This is a genomic window from Leptothermofonsia sp. ETS-13 (assembly GCF_049200465.1).
Lineage (GTDB): Bacteria > Cyanobacteriota > Cyanobacteriia > Leptolyngbyales > Leptolyngbyaceae > Leptothermofonsia.
Window position 1 is genome coordinate 5,194,011 of the sequence record NZ_CP120836.1, and the last position, 23,042, is coordinate 5,217,052.

15 protein-coding genes and 1 CRISPR repeat array are annotated in these 23,042 nt (G+C 49.8%); of the genes, 11 read left to right on the forward strand and 4 right to left on the reverse strand.

Annotation, left to right across the window (positions count from 1 at the left end):
• The first annotated feature begins 38 nt into the window (after window positions 1–38).
• The 6 genes from P4D80_RS23665 to P4D80_RS23690 all read left to right on the forward strand — a co-directional run bounded on the left by P4D80_RS23665 (window position 39) and on the right by P4D80_RS23690 (window position 9,196).
• Window positions 39–2,528, forward strand: a complete 2,490-nt coding sequence (locus tag P4D80_RS23665; RefSeq protein WP_421656508.1) for a cellulose biosynthesis cyclic di-GMP-binding regulatory protein BcsB — start codon at window positions 39–41, stop codon at window positions 2,526–2,528.
• The gene (bcsA, locus tag P4D80_RS23670) at window positions 2,525–5,086 is read left to right on the forward strand and encodes a UDP-forming cellulose synthase catalytic subunit (RefSeq protein WP_421656509.1); all 2,562 of its coding nucleotides are present in this window, start codon (window positions 2,525–2,527) and stop codon (window positions 5,084–5,086) included. The genes P4D80_RS23665 and bcsA overlap by 4 nt, the downstream gene beginning before the upstream one ends.
• 261 nt (window positions 5,087–5,347) lie before the next feature.
• A CRISPR array of direct repeats spans window positions 5,348–7,988; the repeat unit is 27 nt; unit sequence CCCCAAAACCCTTTCAGGGATTGAAAC.
• 360 nt (window positions 7,989–8,348) lie between these two features.
• The gene (locus P4D80_RS23675) at window positions 8,349–8,513 is read left to right on the forward strand and encodes a hypothetical protein (RefSeq protein WP_421656510.1); all 165 of its coding nucleotides are present in this window, start codon (window positions 8,349–8,351) and stop codon (window positions 8,511–8,513) included.
• Between the two features lie 48 nt (window positions 8,514–8,561).
• Complete coding sequence (locus P4D80_RS23680) at window positions 8,562–8,684, forward strand: hypothetical protein (RefSeq protein WP_421659594.1); 123 nt, start codon at window positions 8,562–8,564, stop codon at window positions 8,682–8,684.
• A gap of 19 nt (window positions 8,685–8,703) precedes the next feature.
• Complete coding sequence (locus P4D80_RS23685; protein WP_421656511.1) at window positions 8,704–9,057, forward strand: hypothetical protein; 354 nt, start codon at window positions 8,704–8,706, stop codon at window positions 9,055–9,057.
• A complete protein-coding gene (locus P4D80_RS23690; RefSeq protein ID WP_421656512.1) occupies window positions 9,035–9,196 on the forward strand; it encodes a hypothetical protein in 162 nt (53 codons plus the stop codon). The genes P4D80_RS23685 and P4D80_RS23690 overlap by 23 nt, the downstream gene beginning before the upstream one ends.
• Window positions 9,197–9,422: 226 nt before the next feature.
• Here P4D80_RS23690 and P4D80_RS23695 read toward each other — a convergent pair whose 3' ends face one another.
• A complete protein-coding gene (locus P4D80_RS23695; protein ID WP_421656513.1) occupies window positions 9,423–12,161 on the reverse strand; it encodes an MGH1-like glycoside hydrolase domain-containing protein in 2,739 nt (912 codons plus the stop codon).
• Window positions 12,162–12,219: 58 nt separating this feature from the next.
• On the opposite strand from P4D80_RS23695, the gene P4D80_RS23700 reads away from it, so the two are divergent.
• From P4D80_RS23700 to P4D80_RS23720, 5 genes are all read left to right on the forward strand, one after another.
• Window positions 12,220–12,981 carry a hypothetical protein gene (locus P4D80_RS23700; RefSeq protein WP_421656514.1) on the forward strand — a complete coding sequence of 254 codons (762 nt, stop codon included), beginning with the start codon at window positions 12,220–12,222 and terminating at the stop codon, window positions 12,979–12,981.
• 278 nt (window positions 12,982–13,259) lie between these two features.
• Entirely contained in the window at window positions 13,260–15,671 is a 2,412-nt protein-coding gene (locus P4D80_RS23705; protein WP_421656515.1) for a sucrose synthase, read from the forward strand.
• Between the two features lie 164 nt (window positions 15,672–15,835).
• Window positions 15,836–18,844, forward strand: coding sequence for a beta-phosphoglucomutase (gene pgmB / locus P4D80_RS23710; protein ID WP_421656516.1), 3,009 nt, complete (start codon window positions 15,836–15,838; stop codon window positions 18,842–18,844).
• Between the two features lie 262 nt (window positions 18,845–19,106).
• Window positions 19,107–19,505: a transposase gene (locus P4D80_RS23715; protein WP_421656517.1), complete on the forward strand. Its 399-nt coding sequence runs from the start codon at window positions 19,107–19,109 to the stop codon at window positions 19,503–19,505.
• The gene (locus P4D80_RS23720; protein ID WP_421656518.1) at window positions 19,502–19,951 is read left to right on the forward strand and encodes a transposase; all 450 of its coding nucleotides are present in this window, start codon (window positions 19,502–19,504) and stop codon (window positions 19,949–19,951) included. Before P4D80_RS23715 ends, P4D80_RS23720 begins: the two co-directional genes overlap by 4 nt.
• Here the strand turns inward: P4D80_RS23720 and P4D80_RS23725 are convergent.
• The 3 genes from P4D80_RS23725 to P4D80_RS23735 all read right to left on the reverse strand — a co-directional run bounded on the left by P4D80_RS23725 (window position 19,948) and on the right by P4D80_RS23735 (window position 23,021).
• Window positions 19,948–20,214 carry a hypothetical protein gene (locus tag P4D80_RS23725; protein ID WP_421656519.1) on the reverse strand — a complete coding sequence of 89 codons (267 nt, stop codon included), beginning with the start codon at window positions 20,212–20,214 and terminating at the stop codon, window positions 19,948–19,950. The two genes, P4D80_RS23720 and P4D80_RS23725, sit on opposite strands and share 4 nt — an antisense overlap.
• 37 nt (window positions 20,215–20,251) lie before the next feature.
• Entirely contained in the window at window positions 20,252–20,830 is a 579-nt protein-coding gene (locus tag P4D80_RS23730) for a filamentous hemagglutinin N-terminal domain-containing protein (RefSeq protein ID WP_421656520.1), read from the reverse strand.
• A 706-nt stretch (window positions 20,831–21,536) separates the two neighbouring features.
• Complete coding sequence (locus tag P4D80_RS23735) at window positions 21,537–23,021, reverse strand: glycosyltransferase family 2 protein (RefSeq protein ID WP_421656521.1); 1,485 nt, start codon at window positions 23,019–23,021, stop codon at window positions 21,537–21,539.
• Between the last annotated feature and the right edge of the window lie 21 nt (window positions 23,022–23,042).

Here is a 23,042-nt window from a genome sequence, read left to right on the forward strand (position 1 = left end):
TCTTTCCTCATTCCTCTTTCTTCCTCCTTCCTCCTGCCATGAAACCCAACTCCCGTCCTAAAGTCATTCACCCTGCCGGTTCTCGTCGGCGATCGCACCCGTTGCGATTGTCATCTGGCGCGATCGCCTGGCTGCTGCTGTCCACTCAGGTTGGCGTGATTCTCAGTTCACTGGTGCCGCTGGCTCAAGCTCAGAGTAATTTGCAAAAGCAGGAAGATCAGCTCATTCGCCAATTTGCGCCGCCGCCTGCCCCACTACCAGCGCCCGTTTATCAACCGGCTCCCGCTCCGCCGCCTGCTGCTGACTACACGGCCCCAGCGCCCGCTCCGGCTCAGCCCAGTCAGCCTGCCAGTGACCCCGCCGAAAGAACGGCCAGCAAACCCGGTGCAACGGCGGATAGGCTGCCACTCAGCCAGTACGTTTATGAGTTCAATCGGGATCCCAGGGTGGGCAACAGCCTCCAGTTGCGGGGAACCTACAGTGAAGCGCGGTTGAAATTTACCCGTCCGCGCAACTGGGATCTGAAATCGGTGAAGGCATTGATTCGCTTCCAGCACTCCCCGGCCTTGCTGGCAAACCGCTCAAACCTGACGGTGCGGGTGAATGGCACCAGCGTGGGTAGTGTACCGCTCAACCGTAAGCAATCCCAAACCGGACAGATCCTGGTCAATATTCCGCCCAATCTGATCCAGAACTACAACGAACTCACCCTGGTCGCTCAGCAGAACAACTCGCCCACCTGCTCCGACCCGGCAGACCAGACTCTCTGGACGGAAATCCTGCCAAACTCCCGTCTGCTGTTTGATTTTTATCCGAAAGCGATCGCCCTCGACTTCAGCCACTATCCCTATCCACTATTTGATGATCTGAGTCTGGACGCCAACCAGGTCGCCTACCTGCAACCCAATCAGATAAATGAATCCTGGCTCACCTCCATTGCCCGCTTCCAGGCAGGCATGGGGCGGCTGGCAGACTTCCGCCCCCTGGAAAGCCAACTGGTGAAAAAACTGGATGAAGTGCCTGCTAACCACCGGCTGGTCATCATTGGCACACCCCAGGAGCAGCCCACTTTGAAGTCTTTGAAGCTCCCCTATCGGATGGCCGATAACCAGTTTATCGATGGCAGCAAAGTTGCTCTGCCAGAGGATGTGGGGTTACTGATGTTGACCACCAGCCGCAACAGTAACGTGCCCGTCCTGGTGGTGACGGGGAATGGCCCCGAAGGGGTAGCAAAGGCGCTTCAATTCCTGCTCCAACCCCAACAGCGAAAGCTGGCCACTGGAGCCGCTGTCCTGGTGGATCAATTAAGTGAAGCCCCTACCCCTCCGCCACGCCAGTGGGCTCGCTACCTGCCGGAAGAAAACTCCTTCCAGCTCAGTGATCTGAAAGACTTGAACGATCAGCCGATACAAGATGTCACCGTTCGGGGAGCCTATGCCCCCCCCGTTGAATTTAATTTCCGGGCACTACCGGACGATCGCTTCAAGCGAGGCAACACCATGACCCTGGTCTACAGCCACAGCCCCCAGGTTAACCCCCGCCTTTCCACGGTGGAAGTGCGCATCGACGGCATTCCCATTGGCGGCAAACGGCTGACCTCGGAAAATGGAGCAAACCGGGAATCGGTCAACCTCAACCTGCCAGAGGATCTGATCCAGCCCACCTCGAAAATGCAGGTTGCCTTTAACCTGGTGCCCAAAGAACCGGGAGAATGTGGCAGAGTAGTGGATCAGCAACTCTGGGGCACCGTTCATGGCGACACCCGGTTCAATCTTCAGCGAGATCAGTCGGTCAAATTACCTGACCTGAAGCTGCTGCAAACAGGCTATCCCTTCACCGCCCCGCAGGATCTTTCCACCACAGCGATCGCCCTCCCCGATAACCCATCCAGTTCTGAACTGGAAACCCTCCTGGAATTCAGCGAACGGTTGGGTCGGCTCAGCCAGTCCGATGGCATTCAACTCCAGGTTTATACCGTGGGCACCCTGCCAGAGCCAGTTCGGCAACGAGCTAACCTGGTTGGCATTGGCAAACGAGAACACTTTCCCTTCCCCGAAGTGTTCCAGTCCAGAGGTTTCCAGATTGGCGACCTGTTTGGCCGTCGCTCAGACCAGAGCCAGGTGCAAACCCTGCCCGATACAGGGGGCGTTGTCAAGCAAATTCTGTCTCCCTGGAATGGCGATCGCGTTCTACTGGCGCTCACCGCCCAAACCGACGCAGGCCTGGACAGGCTGAAAGAGCTGCTGGCCTATGACTCTCTCTTTTTCCGACTTAAAGATGACACCGTTGTCATCAACACCAGCGAGAAGAACCCCTCCCAGTACAAACCCGATGCCTGGGCCATGCAATTCTTCCAGGAAGCCGACAAAACCCAGCGCATTGACAACTCCACTCCGCTGACAAAAGCTTCCCGCTTTCTGCAAGATCACTGGTACTTCCTGCCCACGGGAATTGTCACGGCCTCTCTGGTGCTCTACGGAGTTGTCCAACTCTACCTCAAGCGTGTGGCCGTAGGAGACAAGCGATGACCAGTCCTTCTCTAAAGTCGCCCAAACAAGGCAAGCGCCAGATGGTGATCAACACTCTGGTGGGGCGGGTTCCCGACTTTTTTAACCGTACCCTGGACCGGGCCGGACGTCGCCAACTGCTGGGATTGATCGGATTGGCGCTCATTCTGTCGGTGCCACTGATTGTGACACCCCTGGAAATCTGGCAGCAGGGATTAGTAGCGGCTCTGTTGATTGCGCTGGGCTGGCTGGTAGTACAGGTAGAACACCGCCAAACCGATACTCAGACCAGCGAATATCTCCACCTGTTTCTGGTCTGGCTGAGTGTCATCACCACCCTGCGCTACTTCTATTACCGCAGTGCCTATACCCTCAATTTTGATGGCTGGTTAAATACAGTCTTCTGTCTCCTGCTCTATGGCGCTGAGCTTTATGCCGTTATCGGATTATTGCTTTCCTACTTTCAAACGCTGAAGTTGAAGGAACGCCAGCCCGTCCCCCTGACGCTCAGGCCGCAGGACCAATGGTTCAAGGTAGACATCTACATCCCTACCTACAACGAGGATGTGGAAATTGTCCGCAAAACGGCGATCGCCGCAATGGCCATCAATTACCCAATGGACAAAAAGCGAGTCTATATCCTGGACGATGGACGCAAATTTCCCGAACGACGGCAGGAACTGCGACGCATGTGCGAAGAACTGGGCTGCACCCTGCTAACACGAGACAACAACGACCACGCCAAGGCCGGTAACATCAACACCGCCATGCGGCGCACCAATGGAGATTTAATCCTAATCCTGGACTGTGACCACATCCCCTCCCACGATTTTTTACAAAACACCGTAGGCTTTTTCTACAATCCTAATGTGGCCCTGGTACAAACTCCCCACTGGTTTTACAATCCCGACCCGTTTGAGCGCAATTTATTGACTCAAGGACGGATCCCTGTCAGCAATGAACTATTTTACAAAGTGGTGCAAAAGGGAAATGATTTCTGGAATGCCGCTTTCTTCTGCGGGTCGGCAGCATTGATTCGCAAAGACTATGTGTTGCAGGTGGGGGGAATTGCCGTTGAAACCGTGACGGAAGACTGCCACACTTCCCTGCGGCTCCATTCCCAGGGCTATGACTCGGTTTATTACGACAAAATCATGATTGCCGGACTGGCCCCGGAGAAATTCTCTGCGCTGGTCGGTCAGCAGGTGCGCTGGGCACGGGGCATGGCCCAAATTCTGCGTCTGGAAAATCCCCTATTCAACCGTCGACTGAAACTTACCATTCCCCAACGGTTGTGTTACTTTTCGGCGATGTTTGGGTTCTTCTATGGTTTCCCCCGCATCATGTATGCGATCGCTCCTACACTGTTTCTACTGTTTGCTATCAATCCAATTCGAGGTTTGGGCTTAGAAACCCTCGCCTATGCGTTGCCCCACATTGTTCTGGCAATGAACACCAATTACATTGTTTCTAAACGAGTGCGGTTCTCCTTCTGGAATGAGGTCTACGAATTTGCGCTGGCATTTTTCACCGCGATTGTAACCTTGATGGCGATACTGAATCCAAAACTGGGTAAATTTAATGTCACCGATAAGGGTTTATCTGTTACCAAACGCAGTTTTGATTGGTCTTCTGCCCGTCCTCTACTGATTGTGACTGGATTGGTGATTGCGTCCCTATTAACAGTTCCTTTCTGGTTGATTCTATATCCCGAAGACAGAGAAGCTGTTCTGGTGAATGCCACCTGGGGCATGTTTAACCTGGTTCTGATGCTAGGTGCTCTGCTGGTGGCTCTGGAGCAACCCCAACTGCGGCGATCGCACCGCCTATATCGCCAGCTACCCGTCACCCTTTACAGTCAAGATCAAACCTGGCAGGGCAGAACGGTGGATGTTAGTGAAACCGGAGCCCGCATTATTCTGGATACCTGGCCTAACATTCCCGATGTGGTGGAACTAGAACTGATAGGAGATTACGGTGCCAGAGCTTTTGTCAGCGCCCAGATTGTTCGCGGAGTGCCCCTGAATGAGAACCAGACCTTGCTGATTGCCGATTATCTGGAACCCACCCGTGAACAGATGGATGCCCTGATCCGGGTACTCTATTCCGATGTGGCTGAATGGTATGGGCAACACCGGGAACAGGTGGATGATCCGCTGGAGTCTCTCCGGTTCATTGCTTCCAGTGTTAACCGTTCACTACGAGAACCCCAGCCAATTCAGGGAGTGCGAGTACGCAAACAGGTACAAACTCCGGTGCAGCTTTTCTGGGAAGGGCATCTTTTCCCGGCACTAGTAACGGAGGTTGGAGCCCAGAGTATGCGGTTAGTTGTGGATGCTCAAAGGGTTCCCAATTGGGAATTGCTTCAGCGGAAGAAACCAATTGTGGGGTTACTGCAATATGATCAAAAAACAGGTGACCGAAATCAGCTGTTGGCGATCGTAGCATCGGCTGAACCCCAAACGTCCCCCACGCCCCACGCCCTCCCATCCAATCAGATCCAGGTCGAGCTTCGTTTTCCAGAGCGTCTGCGCACCCAACAGGAGTCTAAAATTAAGCAGTTGATGCTAAGCAACTGATGCGCGGATAGGGGGGTGTTTTTTGACCAGGCAGAAATTCAGCGGCTAGAACCCTTGGTAGATAAGGCTTTGAATCCTCTTATGTGGAAGAATCGATCCGCGCAAACCTGGAATGACTCATTTGGTAGGGGATTGAGTGAGTTTGGCTTAACCCAATTATGTGACAATCTAATTCTGGAATGTTATAATCATTTCAATCCGCGCAATCGAACCTTGAAAACTGCATGTAACAATGATCTTAGGCGTCAGCGGTCGCAAACCCCCCAAAACCCTTTCAGGGATTGAAACAGGCTGACAACCCAACAATCAATCTTTTGTGCACGTCGCAAACCCCCCAAAACCCTTTCAGGGATTGAAACGCCACTATGTAATGTGGTCGTAATGGGCTGATTGTCGCAAACCCCCCAAAACCCTTTCAGGGATTGAAACAAAGAGCTGGATACTCTTGGATGGGATTTATCTAGTCGCAAACCCCCCAAAACCCTTTCAGGGATTGAAACCTGTTAGCTCATTGATATCTTTTTGTGCCGATTTGACGTCGCAAACCCCCCAAAACCCTTTCAGGGATTGAAACCTACTTTAGCTACTGGAGACGTAACTACAACGAACCTACGTCGCAAACCCCCCAAAACCCTTTCAGGGATTGAAACGCATTGTGGCACCCTTGAGATCAGCACAGCTAAAAGTCGCAAACCCCCAAACCCTTTCAGGGATTGAAACGACCTAACCAATCTGCAAATACTTGGGGTTCTGGGGTCGCAAACCCCCCAAAACCCTTTCAGGGATTGAAACCGGGAAAATCATAACTATTACGACTATGGGAAAACCAGTCGCAAACCCCCCAAAACCCTTTCAGGGATTGAAACCTTGCCCTGCTTTAACGATCTCTTCTTGGTTCCAGTCGCAAACCCCCCAAAACCCTTTCAGGGATTGAAACTTCCATAGCCTTCCCTAGGTCTTCGTCCCCTCTTGTCGCAAACCCCCCAAAACCCTTTCAGGGATTGAAACCGCTTATTGACTTTTAGGCCATACCCACAACCACCTGCGTCGCAAACCCCAAAACCCTTTCAGGGATTGAAACTCTGATGTGCCAGACTTCTCCTCAACTTCCGTTTGGTCGCAAACCCCCCAAAACCCTTTCAGGGATTGAAACGAACCACGCCCAGCCCGCAGTAACGGGGCTGGGAGTCATAAACCCAAAACCCTTTCAGGGATTGAAACCCCAACGAAAAGAAAGTGGGGATTTTGTTGTCAATCGCAAACCCCAAAACCCTTTCAGGGATTGAAACGATATTTACCCCATTGAAGTCAAACCCGATATTGATGTTCACATCGGGCGCTAAATCGTCGCAAACCCCCCAAAACCCTTTCAGGGATTGAAACTCTAAGCGCATTGTTGAAACTGCAAAACTATTTCTGCCGTCGCAAACCCCAAAACCCTTTCAGGGATTGAAACCCAGCTATTCATTTGTTTCTACACCGAGGCTTTTTCAAAGTCGCAAACCCCAAAACCCTTTCAGGGATTGAAACATTTCTTAATGCGGGAGTTTATTCGTTGGAGTCCGTCGCAAACCCCCCAAAACCCTTTCAGGGATTGAAACCAGGAGGAACTAATGTATCGAGCCGATTTGCCAAAAGTCGCAAACCCCCCAAAACCCTTTCAGGGATTGAAACCCCAACTGCATTCTTGTTTCCGAGGAGATATGAGTCGCAAACCCCCCAAAACCCTTTCAGGGATTGAAACCTTGAGGGATTGCTTCTATTTGCCAAGAGAAGGCCGAAGTCGCAAACCCCAAAACCCTTTCAGGGATTGAAACCTGGCATGAGAAATGCTTTAGCACTTAATTCCTAAATTGAGTCGCAAACCCCAAAACCCTTTCAGGGATTGAAACGCGCTCGGCGATCAATTTCGTGGTCGCCAGGCGGAAGTCGCAAACCCCCCAAAACCCTTTCAGGGATTGAAACAATTATTTTGGCTGCATTTTCCCAGACAGAAGCTGTGTCGCAAACCCCCCAAAACCCTTTCAGGGATTGAAACCAGGTGCGGAGCAGGAGAGGATTCTCTGCTGTTATGCCATTAGGGGTCGTAAACCCCCAAAACCCTTTCAGGGATTGAAACGAGGAACTTTGATTGATTGTCATCCCTGGAAACATAAGTCGCAAACCCCCCAAAACCCTTTCAGGGATTGAAACACTAACCTTACAGCAATTACAGCTAGAGCTAACGTGTCGCAAACCCCCAAACCCTTTCAGGGATTGAAACTTAGGGGTGTCTCCCGATTTATTGAAGCGAGGAAAGTCGCAAACCCCCCAAAACCCTTTCAGGGATTGAAACCTCTTTTGTAGGAGCCGCGATCATAGCTCCTTTAGCCGTCGCAAACCCCAAAACCCTTTCAGGGATTGAAACTCTTGACTTGAGTTGTCCAAATCCCGTCAAACTTCGTCGCAAACCCCCCAAAACCCTTTCAGGGATTGAAACTTAAGAGAAATCCGCCCACAGCCAGAAACAACTGAGTCGCAAACCCCCAAACCCTTTCAGGGATTGAAACTCGATCAATTGAATCCGCTCTGCTTCTCTTTCCTCGTCGCAAACCCCAAAACCCTTTCAGGGATTGAAACCTTGCGCAGATTGCAACTATCTGCGAAGAGAAAGGTCGCAAACCCCAAAACCCTTTCAGGGATTGAAACGCGATTTGCTAATTCCAGATGCTCATGCGAAAGGTTGGGTCGCAAACCCCCCAAAACCCTTTCAGGGATTGAAACCAGTAGTGGGTACGCTTCTAGTGGCAGCTATAGCGTCGCAAACCCCAAAACCCTTTCAGGGATTGAAACACTAACAAATTCTCCTTTCAGCCTGCGATTGAGCAGTCGCAAACCCCAAAACCCTTTCAGGGATTGAAACCTGGTTGTGACTTTGGATGTAGTCAGCTACCAGGTTTCACAAGTCTAGGATGCTCGCCGTGAGATTGGCGATCGCTTCCTGATGATACCAATTTGCTGGGTGTTCAACGCTTGCTGTGCTGTGGTCGCCTCCAAGTATTGCTCAATGCGAGTCATCCTGGTTTCATGCGCTGCTTGTATTGTTCTTGACGGGCGATCGTCGCCTTTGTCTGGGTGCTTGGGATTGCCTATAGTCTCAATACTTTTCCGCAAATGCGCCAGTTTGCCATAAAGGTGGTTGTCGTCCCGGTTGTGTTGCTAATTGCCTGGTTTATTAAAGGCTTAGTGAATCGGCTGACCGACTTTTGCTCAGGTAGAAAATATGTCCCGCACTTGGGTCCGCGCTGATTTGAGGATTGAAGTAGCCTATGACACCGATGTTGACTGTGCCCTTGCCGTCGTTCAAGCCACTATTGATCAGATGGCGCAAGATCCGGAATGGAAAGCATTGATTCTGGATACTCACGAACTCTTTGGAGTCGATTAGATTTCCCACACTGGAATTGCAATTCGCATCTGGATCAAAACAGCTCCGCTGAAACAATGGATAACTGCACGAGAACTGCGTCGTCGGCTTAAAATTGCTTTCGATCGCAACCATATTCAAATCGGTATCCCGCAACAAATACAGCATGATATTGAACAGCCCCAAGATTGAGGGGTATCCCTGATTAAATATGCACAAGCAAATTTTTCCTCCTATACTCAGTTTAAGTTTAGGGATAACAACCCTGGGAAGTGCCATCGCATTCGGCCTAGAAGCCAGGGCTGAAGCAGAGCCTATCTGGCATAATTGCCTCACCCGTGAAGTGTTTACGCCCCAAAAACAAGCCTGGTGCGATCGCTGGCAGATCTTACAAACTGCCACTTACATCGTGCCAACGAATCTTGACCCTGATCCCAGGTATACGAAAGTCTCCCTGAACACAGATCGCCCGTTCTTTCCGCTGGTTAGGATAGGCTGGCTTCTGGTTGCAAGCTTTATTTGGATTTATTCCGATTTGGGTGGTGGTTACGACGGTTCTGTTTAGACCTGGACAACAGGTTGGCGGCTTTTCCTTTGGTTTATGGCTGGCGATCGCCTGTTTAACTATTCTGGAGTATTTACTGGTGTTTTCGTTGTACACTCCTGGCAAACCGATTAGAGGTTCGAGATCTGTGCCCTGCTAAAGCTGAAGTGTATAGCAGTCGTCATTGTGGTTAGGACGGGGTGCAGGGGTGAAACCCCTGGCTGGGGGCGAAGCCCCCACTCCCTCTCTAATTCCAATGTCCTAACGCACCCGCGTAGAGCTATATCATCCAGCGTGGCTGGACAGTTCAATTGCTTCGAGAGGGATTGAATCCACACACGAGTATTGACCTGATATAGCGTAGGGTGGGTCGGTGTGGTCATGGTTTACAGCTCCCGATACTGAATCAATTCTCCTGGGGCGATTGTTTCCAACACCATTTCCTTGGTAAAGTAGCCCAACGCCTGGATGATGCGAGCCACACACCCCGTCCATCCAGTCTGGTGGCTGGCTCCAAGTCCGGCTCCGTTATCCCCATGGAAATATTCGTAGAACAGGATCAGATCGCGCCAGTAGGGGTCGGTCTGAAACTTCTCGGCCCCACCATATACTGGACGGCGACCGGATTTATCTTTGAGAAAAATGCTGACGATCCGTTCACTGATTTCTTTCGTGACTTCATACAGCGTCATGTATTTACCCGATCTAGTTGGGCATTCGATGGTAAAAGCATCGCCATAGTAACTATAGAGTTGGAGCAGCGCTCGCAACAGCAAGAGATTGACGGGCATCCAGATGGGGCCGCGCCAGTTGGAATTTCCACCAAACATACCGGAGGTGGAATCACCAGGAACATATCCCACTTTGTATTCCTGTCCTGCGTGATAGAAGCAGTAGGGATGCTCCAGGTGATAGCGAGATAGAGAACGAATTCCGTAATCGCTAAGGAACTCGGATTCATCCAGCATTCTGGAAAGCACACGGCGTAGTTTGTCTTCGTTCAAGATTGACAACATCAGCCGATTACGTACACCAGGTGTTAAGGGAAGATGGACATTTTGAGTCAGCTCCGGATGGCGTATCATAAACTCTTGCGCCCGCGCACTGAAGCGTGGTAACTTCTCAAAGGCTTCCTGCGGAAAGACAGAAATTGCCATCAGGGATAATAAGCCAACCAGCGATCGCACCTTCAAGCGGGTGGATTTGCCGCCGGGCAGGCACAGCACATCGTAAAAGAAGCCGTCTTCTTCATCCCACAATTCGTCATTGTGTTCACCCATGCGATCCATTGCTCCCGCAATCCACATGGTGTGTTCAAAGAACTTGACTGCAAGGTCTTCGTAGAGAGGATCGTGGAGTGCCAATTCAATGGCAATCTGGAGCATCCGCTGGCTGAAAAACACCATCCAGGCTGTGCCATCTGCCTGTTCCAGGCGGCCTCCTGTGGGTAACGGTGAACTGCGATCAAACACACCAATGTTATCCAGTCCCAGGAATCCCCCTTCAAACACATTGTTGCCACCTTCGTCTTTACGGTTAACCCACCAGGTGAAGTTAATCAGTAATTTGGAAAAGGCGTATTTGAGGAAGTCGATGTCGCCCACCCCGTTGTTGCGTTCGCGATCGCGAGTGTAAATTTCCCAGGTGGCAAACGCATGCACGGGTGGATTCACATCGCCAAAGTTCCACTCATAGGCAGGAATTTGACCATTGGGATGCAGGTAATCTTCCCGCAGCATCAGCATGAGTTGAGCTTTGGCAAAGTCTGGATCGATCAAACTAATAGGAATCACATGAAATGCCAGATCCCATGCAGCATACCAGGGGTATTCCCACTTGTCGGGCATGGACACAACATCCTTGTTATGCATGTGAAACCACTCGTTGTTTCGCACATGCCTCTTTTGGTCAGGCCGTGTCCAGGGAGTAACATTACGTTCTCTCAGCCATTGATCCACGTCATAGTAAAAATATTGTTTTGTCCACATCATCCCCGCTAACGCCTGCCGTATAACGTTAGTGCGGTCCTGATCAGCCTGAATCGCTGGCGGAGTTATCGTCGCGTAGAACTCATCGGCTTCCTGGAGGCGTGTGGCAAACATTTGCTCAAAGTAAGCACTAAACGGATTACCCACCTGGGCGGGAGCATGTTTTGTCAGCCGCAAACGGATCACCCTTGTTTCTCCGGCACCCACAGTCAATTCATAATGAGGTGAAACTTTAGTCCCTACGCTATCAGGGTTCACGGCATCTTTCTGCCCATGCACAATGTAATTGTTAATGCCATCTTTCACATAGGGGCTGGCATTGGACGTGTTAAACAACCGCTGATTATTAGTTTCATTCTCCGTAAATAGCAGCGGAGTCACTCCATCACAGTAAAAGTAATAATCTTTGATGTACCGATTCAGCAACGTATCGGTAATGTGGGCATGAACGACGCTGTTCCCTGTTCCCTCCAGCTTTGTTAATACCGGCCTGGATCCGCCCACCGCCCAGGACCAGGTATTGCGAAACCAGAGGGTAGGTAGCACATGAATTGGAGCCGCTTCCGGTCCTCGATTAGCAATGCTGATTTTAATTAAAATGTCTTCAGGATCAGCTTTGGCGTATTCCACAAACACATCAAAGTAGCGATCGCCATCAAAGATGCCCGTATCGAGCAATTCGTACTCCAGCTCATAGCGACTGCGACTGCCATTGGTTTTGACCAAATCCTCATAGGGGAACTCTTCCTGGGGATATTTGTAGAGATACTTCATGTACGAATGGGTAGGCGTGCTGTCCAGGTAGAAGTAGTACTCTTTAACATCTTCCCCATGGTTACCTTCGCTATTGGTTAAGCCAAATAACCGCTCTTTGAGAATTGGGTCTTTGCCGTTCCACAATGCCAGCGCAAAGCAGAGCAGGTTATGGCTGTCGCTGATGCCGCCCAATCCATCTTCGCCCCAGCGATAGGCACGCGATCGCGCATGGTCGTGCGGAAAATAATTCCAGGCGTCTCCATCCGAACTGTAGTCTTCGCGCACGGTTCCCCACTGGCGTTCACTCAGATAGGGGCCCCACTTGTACCAATCCACTTCGCCAGTGCAGGTCTGCTCAAGCCGTTGATCTTCTGCGGTCATAGATGACTAACTCCTGGACATCAAATGGTGTTTGCTCTGCAAAGCAATTTTTAGTTGAATGCTTTCAGTTATAGCCATGGCCACCAGGCTTAGGACAGAGCCCAGGGGTTCCACCCCTGCACCCCGTCCTAACCATAATGACTACCGCTATAAAATTAATCAACTCCACGTCACGGATACCTTTGGCATCAAAACCAGTATTTTGCCTCAACAGCACCATACCTCAAACTGGAAAATGAACCGCCTCACCCAGGCACCCGAAACCCGGAACATGAATGAATTTCTGTTTGTCCCTCCGGTTTATCGTCTTCCCTTTAGGCTCCGCTCCTGGAAGAAGTGGCCTTCCTGCGGGACGAAATGGCGAATATGGTGCGGGCAATTGACAAAGATGGTTACCAATGCGAGTGGATATCCTGAAGAGAACGCCGATCAGGGCCTCAGCCATGTCAATGGACTGCCACGCCCCCAATTCCATCAATCCCTGTACTATCAGGTGATGACCGACCTGCCCGAACACTGGCTTCCCCTGGTGCTGATGCGCGACCCGACAACCCAGAAAAGGTTTCTGGTGCGGGCAGGATTGCTGGACGAAATCAATGAAGTCGCTCCCCAACCCGTCGGGCACCTGCTTTCCAGAACTGAAGCGTTTCGTGTCCATGAGGAAGAAATCCCCCGCGCTGGTGCCCAAGTCAGCCGCGCTTATCAACTGGTACGGTGGTATGACGGTCGCCGCTCCCTCTGGATTGGCCGCCGTAAGCAGGCTGGAATTGGAGAAATGCGCAGTTTCCTTGAATTTGATGCGCTGTTGGTAGGGAACTAGGAGTCAGAAGCCAGGAGTCAGAAGCCATAAGGGCGAGTGGGGAGTAGGGGAGTAATGCAGTAACTGAATGATGGAGTATGCAAAGAGCCATTACCCTTATCACCCCTTACCCATCTAACCCCGCAACCCATTTTTCTGCTGTTCTCTTTCCTCTTTTTTCCTTTCCCTTTCTCAGGCGCAAACAACCATGAGAGATTATGAAATCTATCGTGAGCTAGGTGACGATGGTTCCAGTCATAAATTATGATTCAACCAGGCTAGTCGGAGCAAAATTAGCCATGCACTCCTTGGTTCAAACGGTTTTAACTGATCATGAAAAGCTTGCGCTAAAGGAATTTATTGATCTATTGCAGGCTTCAGACAAACAATATTTTTTAAGAAACGAAATTCAGCAAGCGTTTATTGAATACTGTGAAAAAACGCAAAAACCCGCTTACTTTTTTCACTCCTCCCCTTTGGCACAACTTATCCATTTCACCCATGAGTTGATTCTGGAAGATGGCAGCATCTGGTTGGTGCTGCGTCCCTGGGTGGCAAGTCAGCAGGTGTGGCGTTTGTCTTCAGACCTGAGCCAGTTTGAGCAAATGCCAATGCGTTCATTGCTGGATGTTCGCGATCGCTGGGTGAACCGTTATCAACCCAATATTTTAGAAATTGATTTTGGACCGTTTTACGAAAAATCGCCCTCTATTAGTGATCCCAGAAACATCGGTCAGGGACTGACGTTTTTGAACCACCACCTCTGTGAACAGGTATCGACCAATCGAGAATTCTGGATAGAAGCGCTATTTCAGGTTTTACGCCAGCATGAATATGATGGCATTTCTTTATTGATTAGCAATCGCATTCATTCGGGTACTCAACTGGCAAAGCGGGTGAGGGAAGCAATTCAGTTTATCGATCAACGACCACCCAATGAACCCTACGAGAAATTCCATCCTGAGCTTCAGGAACTGGGGTTTGACCCTGGCTGGGGCGACACTGCCTTCCGTGTTCGAGAAACTCTGGAACTCCTGGAGCACCTGATTCATAATCCCGAACCCGCTTTCCTGGAAGCCTTTGTCTCCCGTGTGCCGGCAATTCTGCGCGTGGTTCTCATTTCCGTTCATGGCTGGGTTGGGCAGGAAAGTGTTTTAGGCCGACCCGAAACCAGTGGCCAGGTAGTTTATGTACTGGATCAGGCACGCACTCTAGAAAACACTCTGCGAGAACAAATTTCGCAGGCAGGCTTAGATTTCCTCAACATTCAACCCCATGTCATTATCCTGACTCGGCTAATTCCCAATTGTGAAGGAACACTTTGTAACCAGAAGTTAGAGAAACTGGATGGCACCGAAAATGGGTGGATCCTGCGCGTTCCGTTCCGGGAATTTAACCCCAACGTGACGCAGAACTGGATTTCTAAATACGAGATCTGGCCCTACCTGGAAAGCTTTGCCGAGGATGCTGAAAAAGAACTGCTCAAGATTCTCAAGGGTTGTCCCAATTTCATCATTGGCAACTATAGTGATGGAAATCTGGTCGCGTTTCTACTGGCCCGGCGGTTGAAGGCAATCCACTGTCACATTGCCCATTCCCTGGAAAAACCGAAGCGGTTGTTTAGCGATCTGTACTGGCAGGAAATGGAAGATCAGTACCACTTGTCAGCCCAGTTTGCCGCTGATCTGCTCAGTATGAATGCTGCGGATTTCATCATTACATCCTCTTACCAGGAAATTGTGGGCACCCCAGACACTATGGGACAGTACGAATCCTATAAGTGCTATTCCATGCCTCAGCTCTACCACGTTATTGATGGGATTGATTTGTTTAGCCCCAAGTTCAATCGGGTGCCGCCAGGGGTGAATGAGGCCATCTTCTTTCCCTACTATCAGAAGGAAAAGCGAAATGTGAGCGATTGCGAACGGGTACAAGCTCTATTATTTTCCCGCGAAGACCCCAACGTTACTGGATATTTGGAAAAAACAGAGAAGCGACCCATACTGGCGATCGCGCCGGTCAATTCCACCAAAAATCTCACCGGGCTGGTGGAATGTTTTGGCCACAGCCAGGAATTGCAGCATCACTGTAACCTGATTCTAGTCACCAACAATTTGCATGTAGCCAACACCGCCCGTGCCGATGAAGTGGAAGAAATTAGGCGGCTGCACAGGCTGATCGAGCAATATCAGCTACATGGGCACATTCGCTGGGTAGGAATGCCTCTGCCCACCTCCGATCTAGGTGAAATTTATCGGGTAATTGCGGACCAGCGGGGGATATTTGTTCACTTTGCCCGATTTGAAGCCTTTGGGCGAGTCATCTTAGAAGCAATGAGTTCAGGGCTGCCTACCTTTGCAACCCAATTTGGCGGAGCTTCAGAAATTCTTCAACACTATGAGAATAGTTTCTTAATTAATCCTACTGACATTGAGGGCTCAACCCAAAAATTGTTGAATTTCATTGATCAGTGCAATCAAAATCCAGCTTACTGGCAGGAGATTTCCGATGGTATGATTCAACGCATTCAAGATGAGTACAACTGGAAACTCCACACCCGCCAACTCCTTCTACTCGCCAAGCTTTACAGCTTCTGGAATCCTGTATATCAGGACAACCGCGAAGCCTTGTTACACTATCTGGACGCCCTGTTTCATCTGATTTATAAACCCAGAGCTGAACTGATTTTGGAACAACATTATCGACAGTAGTGCCTATCATCTGACCAATGTGCAGCCGCACAACTGGAGATAGGCTATTTGCTCTTAGCGGTTGCCTATTGGTAGCTCCTGACTTTCCCCTTCCCCTTTCCCCTTCTAGCTCCTGACTCCTAATTCCTAATTTCTTTCTTCTTTCCTCTTTGCTAACAGTGCCGATGGATATAGCTGAGCAATCCTATTCCCTGACCTATACCGATTGGATGCTGACTGAGACTCAGTTTGCTCCTGAACGGTTGCACTCTAGAGAAACGGTATTCACTATTGGCAATGGTTACTTGGGAACACGAGGAAGTTTTGAGGAAGGATATCCAAATGCATGGGCTGCCACATTTATCCATGGCGTTTATGATGACGTCCCCATAGTTTATACCGAACTGGTGAACTGCCCTGATTGGTTGCCCCTGACGATTACAATTAATGGCGATCGCTTCCACATGAGCGAGGGCGAGATTCTCCATTATGAACGCCAGCTTGACCTGCGCCGTGCCGTTCTCATCCGTTCTGTGCGCTGGCGCAGTCCGACTGGAAATACGGTGGATTTAACCTTTGAGCGGTTTGCCAGCCTGGCCGATCAACATGTCCTGGGATTGCGCTGCCAGGTAACATCGGTGGATTTTGAGGGTGTGGTTGAAATTCAATCTAGCATCAATGGCTATCCCGAAAATCAAGGGTTCAACCATTGGGAACTGCTCAACCAGGGCAAAACCAATCGAGGCGTCTGGCTCAATGTCCGTACCCGCACTTCTCGGATTGAACTGGCGATCGCCTCCAGTATGACCATATCTGAAGTTACCCCTTCCCTACAGGTAGCGAATGCTCCTGGCTACCCCACCCTAGGAACCTCATTAACCCTATCGCCTGGGCAGACTGTAACCGTTGAAAATCTGGTGGTCATTTTCACATCGCGGGAAGTGGAGAAACCCGTCGAAACAGCCCAGCAAAAATTAGCAGAATTGTCTCCCTACCCCATTTTGCGGGATGCCCATGAACAAGCCTGGAGCAACGTTTGGCAGCAGAGCGATATTTTGATCGAAGGGGATACCAAAGCCCAACTCGCCGTTCGCTATAACCTGTTTCAACTGTTGATTAGCGCCCCGTACCATGACGATCGGGTCAGCATTCCAGCCAAAACTCTTTCTGGATTTGGCTATCGAGGCCATATTTTCTGGGACACAGAAATTTTCATTCTGCCCTTTTTTATTCTCACCCAGCCTGCGATCGCCCGTAACCTGCTCACCTATCGCTATCACACCCTAGATGGGGCGCGGCGGAAGGCAGCTCACTACGGCTACAAAGGAGCCATGTACGCCTGGGAAAGCGCGGGTACGGGGGATGAAGTCACTCCCCGCTGGGCCTTGCCCAACGATCCCTATGGAGAAGACATTCGGATCTGGTGCCGTGATCAGGAAATTCATATCACAGCAGATATTACCTACGCCTCCTGGTATTACTGGTACACCACCGGGGATGACGCCTGGATGCGCGATTACGGTGCCGAAATTATTCTGGATGGGGCTGTTTTTTGGATGAGCCGAGTGGAATGGAATACGAAAAAAGAGCGCTACGAAATTCGAGAAGTGATTGGTGCCGATGAGTATCACGAACACGTAAATAACAATGCTTTTACAAACCGGATGGCGCAATGGCACCTAGAGAAAGCCATCATTGTTTACGATTGGCTACACGACTGCTATCCAGAGCACGCGGCTGCCCTGGAGGAGAAATTGCAACTCACATCCGGACGGCGATCGCGCTGGCAGGATATCGCTAATAATCTCTGGATTCCCTTCAATAGCAGTACAGGACTGATTGAACAATTTGAAGGATTTTTCAATCTGGAAGACATCGACCTGGAAAGCTACGAGCCACGCAGTAAGTCCATGCAGACCATCTTGGGAATTGAAGGGGCTAACCGACGCCAGGTGTTAAAGCAACCCGATGTGTTGATGTTGCTTTACCTGATGCGTCAGTCCCAGGAATTTCCTTACAGCAAAGAGATTTTGGAAAAGAATTGGGATTACTATGCACCCCGCACCGATATTACCTATGGCTCTTCTTTAGGTCCCGCCATTCATGCAATTCTGGCATCCGATTTGAACAAGACAACGGAAGCCTATGCCCGCTTTATGCAGGCCGCCCTGGTTGATTTAGAAGATACTCGTAACAATGCTGCCGAAGGCATTCATGGAGCCTCCGCTGGAGGCATCTGGCAGGCAGTAGTCTTGGGATTTGGGGGCGTTCAGTTAACCAGTGACGGTCCTGTGGCCAATCCCCATCTTCCTCCCGGTTGGACACGACTCAAGTTTAAGCTGCACTGGCACGGTACCTGGCACGAGTTTGACTTCAGGGCGAAGGATAAAAAAATGGCAACAGGATTTACCAGAACAGGAGAAGTCAGTGTGGGTGAGGAGGTACAGGAAAGCAGGCAAGAGCCAGAATTTGCTGCTGCTCCGCCAGAATTTGCTGCTGCTCCGTCGGCTTCCCCTTCTTTCGTCCCCAGTCTGGATATTCACGGTGTTATCTTTGATCTGGATGGCGTCCTGACTGATACCGCAGAATATCATTATCAGAGCTGGCAGCGACTTGCCAATGAAGAGGGATTGCCCTTTGATCGGCAGGCAAACGAGGCGCTGCGGGGAGTGTCCCGGCGAGAATCGTTGATGAAAATTATTGGCGATCGCGCCTATACAGAAGCCCAAATTCAAGAAATGATGGATCGGAAAAATCGCTATTATCTTGAGTTGATTCAACAAATAACACCGAACGATCTGCTACCCGGTTCGCTCAACCTGCTACAGGAATTGCGCCAGGAAGGAATGAAGGTTGCCATTGGTTCAGCCAGCAAAAATGCCCGAACGGTGATTGAAAAATTGGGAATTGCCAGTCTCATTGATGCGATCGCAGATGGCTATAGTGTTCAACATCCCAAACCCGCTCCCGATTTGTTTCTATTTGCCGCGCAGGAATTAGGACTTCAACCTAGGCAATGTGTGGTCTTTGAAGATGCAACTGCGGGAATTGAAGCTGCTCTGGCAGGCGGCATGTGGGCAGTTGGGCTGGGTCCTAGTGAACGAGTTGGCAAAGCCCATGTGATATTACCTAGCCTGGCAGAAATCCACTGGGCAGAATTAAAGCACAGGCTGAGATTAGCGGCTACCAAATAATGGGAGAGATAGGCGATCTCAGGGTCGAATTATAGCGATAGCCACCAGGCTTAGGACAGGGTGCAGGGGGTCTACCCCTAGCTGCCCCCACCTCACCCTTGAGAAGCTGTTTGTAAATAGATGTAAAGAGAATGGTTCCCAGGAGATGGAATGAGCAATACCTAAATCATCTAGCTAGAACGGGAATGGACAGAGGATCAACGGATTCTCTTCTTGATGGAATAGCGATACCTAAATCATCTCGCTAGCACTCCTTGAGAATATGAGCCAACCCTTTTACGACAGTGACCTGAGCGACCAGGACTGGGAACGCATCGAACCGCTGTTACTCGGGAAAAAGCCTCTGGGTAAGAACCGGGAAGTGACCTCGCGAGAAGTGTTAAATGCGATTTTCTACCGGGCAGATAACGGCATCAAATGGCGCAGTTTACCGTGTGATTTTCGCTTGGCAGACGGTCTACGGGTACTTCCGATTGTGGGTCAAATAGGCATTTGGGAGCAAATCAATCACGCCTTGGTGCAGGATGTGCGGCTGAGTGAGGGGCGCGATGCGGACCCCAGTTTAGCCATCATCGCCAGTTTAGCCATCATCGATAGTCAGTCCATCAAACTCGGTCAAAAAGGGGGAACGAACAGGGGGGCGATGGGCATAAACAAGTGAAAGGACGCAAACGTCATATTGTCGTGGATGTATTGGGACTCGTGTTGGGGTGTTATGGGCGTGCAGCGAATGTCGCCGATGTTAAAGCCGCACCAGCGGTACTGACTTGGGTGTTAGAGTTGTATGAGCAGATGGCCAAAGTGCTGGCAGACAAAGGGTATCAGGAAGCCTTGAAAGCCCTCATCAGCAATACCTTTGACACGGAGGAACGCAGCGTTGAGGTAGAAATTAGTCAGCATCCAGAGGGGGCTAAGGGGTTTCAGCTAGAACCCAAGCGTTGGATTGTAGAACGGACTTGGACCTGGTTGGACAATGCACGAGCACTGGCACGAGACTATGAAACCTTACCTGAAAATCACGAAGGCATGATTTATGTCGTCATGATTCGGTTAATGCTCCGGCAATTAACCAACAATCGCCGAACGAGAAACCCAAGACCTGCTTAACTATTATTTACAAACAGTTTCTTAAGGTTGTGAGCATTGATTGCAATACTGCCACCATTTTCAGCGACGACATCCATAGAAGAACCATTGGCAATGAAAATATCAGCCCGTGCGATACGTTCAGGAAAAGTTAAACGAAATTCATTACCATTGATTCTCAATCCAACAGTACTGGCTTCTGCTATTCCACCTAACTCGATCCGTCCACCCTGGAAAAAGTCTACTGATAGAAAGCTATTATCTAAGGTTACATTTCCCCTCAACAGCAACAGGCTCTGTCCCTCAGCAACCCTGAGTGTGCTACCTGAAAAGATGATTGATTGGTTGAGGTAGTCTCTGAGCAGCCAGAAATCCGCTAGGATCTCCCACAATGGTCAACAGGCTATCAGGTCTGCCCGGAACTGTTGCACTGAACTGAGCACCATTTGGCCACACCAGTGCATCAACTGTGGTCGCAACAAAGGAACCTCTTGTGGAACCACCAATATTCAGGCGAGCATTGGGACCAAAGATAATTCCACCAGGATTAATCAAAAACAAATTTACGTTAGGACTTTGAGTGAAAATCAGTCCATCAATGGAAGAAGGAGAACCACCCGTCACACGGGACAAAATATTACGAATATTAGCAGCACTTTGGAAATTGGCAACCTCACCTGCACTCAGATTGAAGCGTCCGAAGCTATGAAATAAGTTACTGCCAACAGTTGTGCCATCAACTTGACGAATCAAATAAGTTGGCCCGGTTAGCGTCTGTGCTGGTCCAAGCGTGCCATCTAGTGTGATATTTTGAGCGATCGCGAGAGGCGCAGAAGACAATATTCCAACTACCGTCAAACATGCTGCCATTTCTAACTGCCATTGACATTTGCTCTTCATGGATCACCCCAGCAAATCATCTGGTCGCCTGCTTCCCATCTCATTACATTGAACATGTCTGACAATCTGTATTACACCAATTCAATCAGGTGTTCAAACTCGCCAATCCCATCAGTCTCCATTAAGTTCTTGATTGGGCACAATAGCCCTGACGCAATATTTTGATTTCTTTAGAAAAATTATTGATCCGACAAGAAGCTCCATTTTGTCAATTGATGTGGAGCCATCTTCCAATTAATATCAATCGTCTATGCTGCTGTTTCAGCACCTCGGAAGATGAAAACGAGGGTATTTTCAGAGCAATTTGATTTGAAATTTGATTTGAAAACAGTGCAAATCTGACCCCTCCTAACCTTCCCTTGCCAGGCTACTGTGTATACATCAGTGGTTTGTTTCCGCTGGAAGCCTCTCAGACCTAACCCTCAACCCCTTCCCTCCAAGGGAGCTCTGATTCAAGTCCCGCTCCGACACGGAGAGGGGTTTGGGGAGAGGTCAAGCGATTTGTGTATACACGGTAGTTTGGCAAGGGGAGGTGCCGAAGGCGGTGGGGTAATGTGCAAGGTTCATCACTTAAATCGGTATAAGACATCAAGCAGTGTCTACCTCTCCTTTCTAAGGGTAAGGAGAGGCTCATCGATAGGGCAAACATCCCTTACAACCGCTAAAAGGTGCCTGGAATCACAAAGGTGAGCATTGCCCACCGTCTTCATTTCGTCGTTCGGATTGCCGTAGAAGATGCCAGAATGGTTGCTTCCTGCATCGCAATTTTACGTTGCCGCTGGATGCCTCGCGGTGTCACCACCCACTTGTTAAATCCATGCAGGTGATCATACAAACTAACGACTGTAATCATGTTTTTCAAAATGGTGTACAGGAAAATCAATACGGAATGTTGGATAAAGTAAAAGGTTGGATAACGCAGGGCTGATACCCGCATGGTCACTAAGGTTTGATAGATTCCGCTGGAAAACGTAACAATTGTGCTGAACAGCAGATAGGGATTTTCAGAGGGGGGAAGATAGCCGTAGAACAAAAACAAACTGAGAATCAGTGGCAAAATTTGCAGAGCAATCAACGAGTAGAACACGCAATAGTAGAGTAGATAGGTCCAATAGATCTTTTGCCGGAGAGTCAGTTTTTTTGATCGCCAGACTCGTCGCTGATATTTGAAACTGACTTCTAACCATCCCTGGGCCCAACGTTTGCGTTGAAACCAGAAAGAGTGGAAATCTTCTGGAGCCAGTTCGGTTGCAATGATGCTGCGATCGTGAACGATACGAAAGCCACTCAGCAGCGTCCGAATGGAGGCATCAATGTCTTCTGTTAACATCCCTGGGTTGAAGCGAATACGCTTTAGTACCGAAGCACGCCAGTAGCCGTTAGAGCCACCAAAGATACTGGAGTCGGTCAAAAACGATTTAGCAGTATGGCTGACTCCATAAAGACTTTCAAATTCGATCGCAATATTCTGGGTCAGCAAGTTGTGGTCATGATTGCGAATGACATTGCGTCCCTGAACCACATCGTAATCATACTCTAACCATCGCCACGCTCGGAAAAAGCAATCTGGAGCAGGATGGTGATCGGCATCCAGAATGCAAACAATCTCCCCCGTTACAATATCAAGGGCAGCGTTCAGGTTTTCCGCCTTAGAGCGGCTACCCTCCACGCGCAACAGCCGTAGCTCCGGATGTTCCTTTGCCAGGAGTTTCAAATCCTCCTCAATCGGCAAATCCACCGGTGTGTTGTAGGCCAGAATTAACTCAATTCCATCGTCTGGACGTAGTACGTTGCTGAGAATATGCTGCACCGTTTCAAGAATGATGTCCTGCTCATTGGGCAGGTAAGCGGCAACTAAAAAAGAACATCGGGGAACCGGAGTTTTTGAGATGGGCAGGCAATAACCTTGGATTCCAAGCTTTGATTTGATGAATTGTAGCAATCGGTCTACTTTGCCTGTTGGACGATATTTGGTTTCTACCGCAAACCGTCGAAACAGGGCACTGGTTCCCTCCACAAAAATAACCGTCGAGCTAAAGAGAAAAAAGGTGGCGATCGCCATATGCACATCAACCAAGTTAAATCCCCCCAGCCGCAGACAGTAATAGAAGATCGTTGGCACACCAATTAACAAAAGATGGGTATAAAACAACTTTTGCGCATCGCCCGACCATTTCTTCATGTCAAGCATCGTACACTCCTCAGGGTTAGG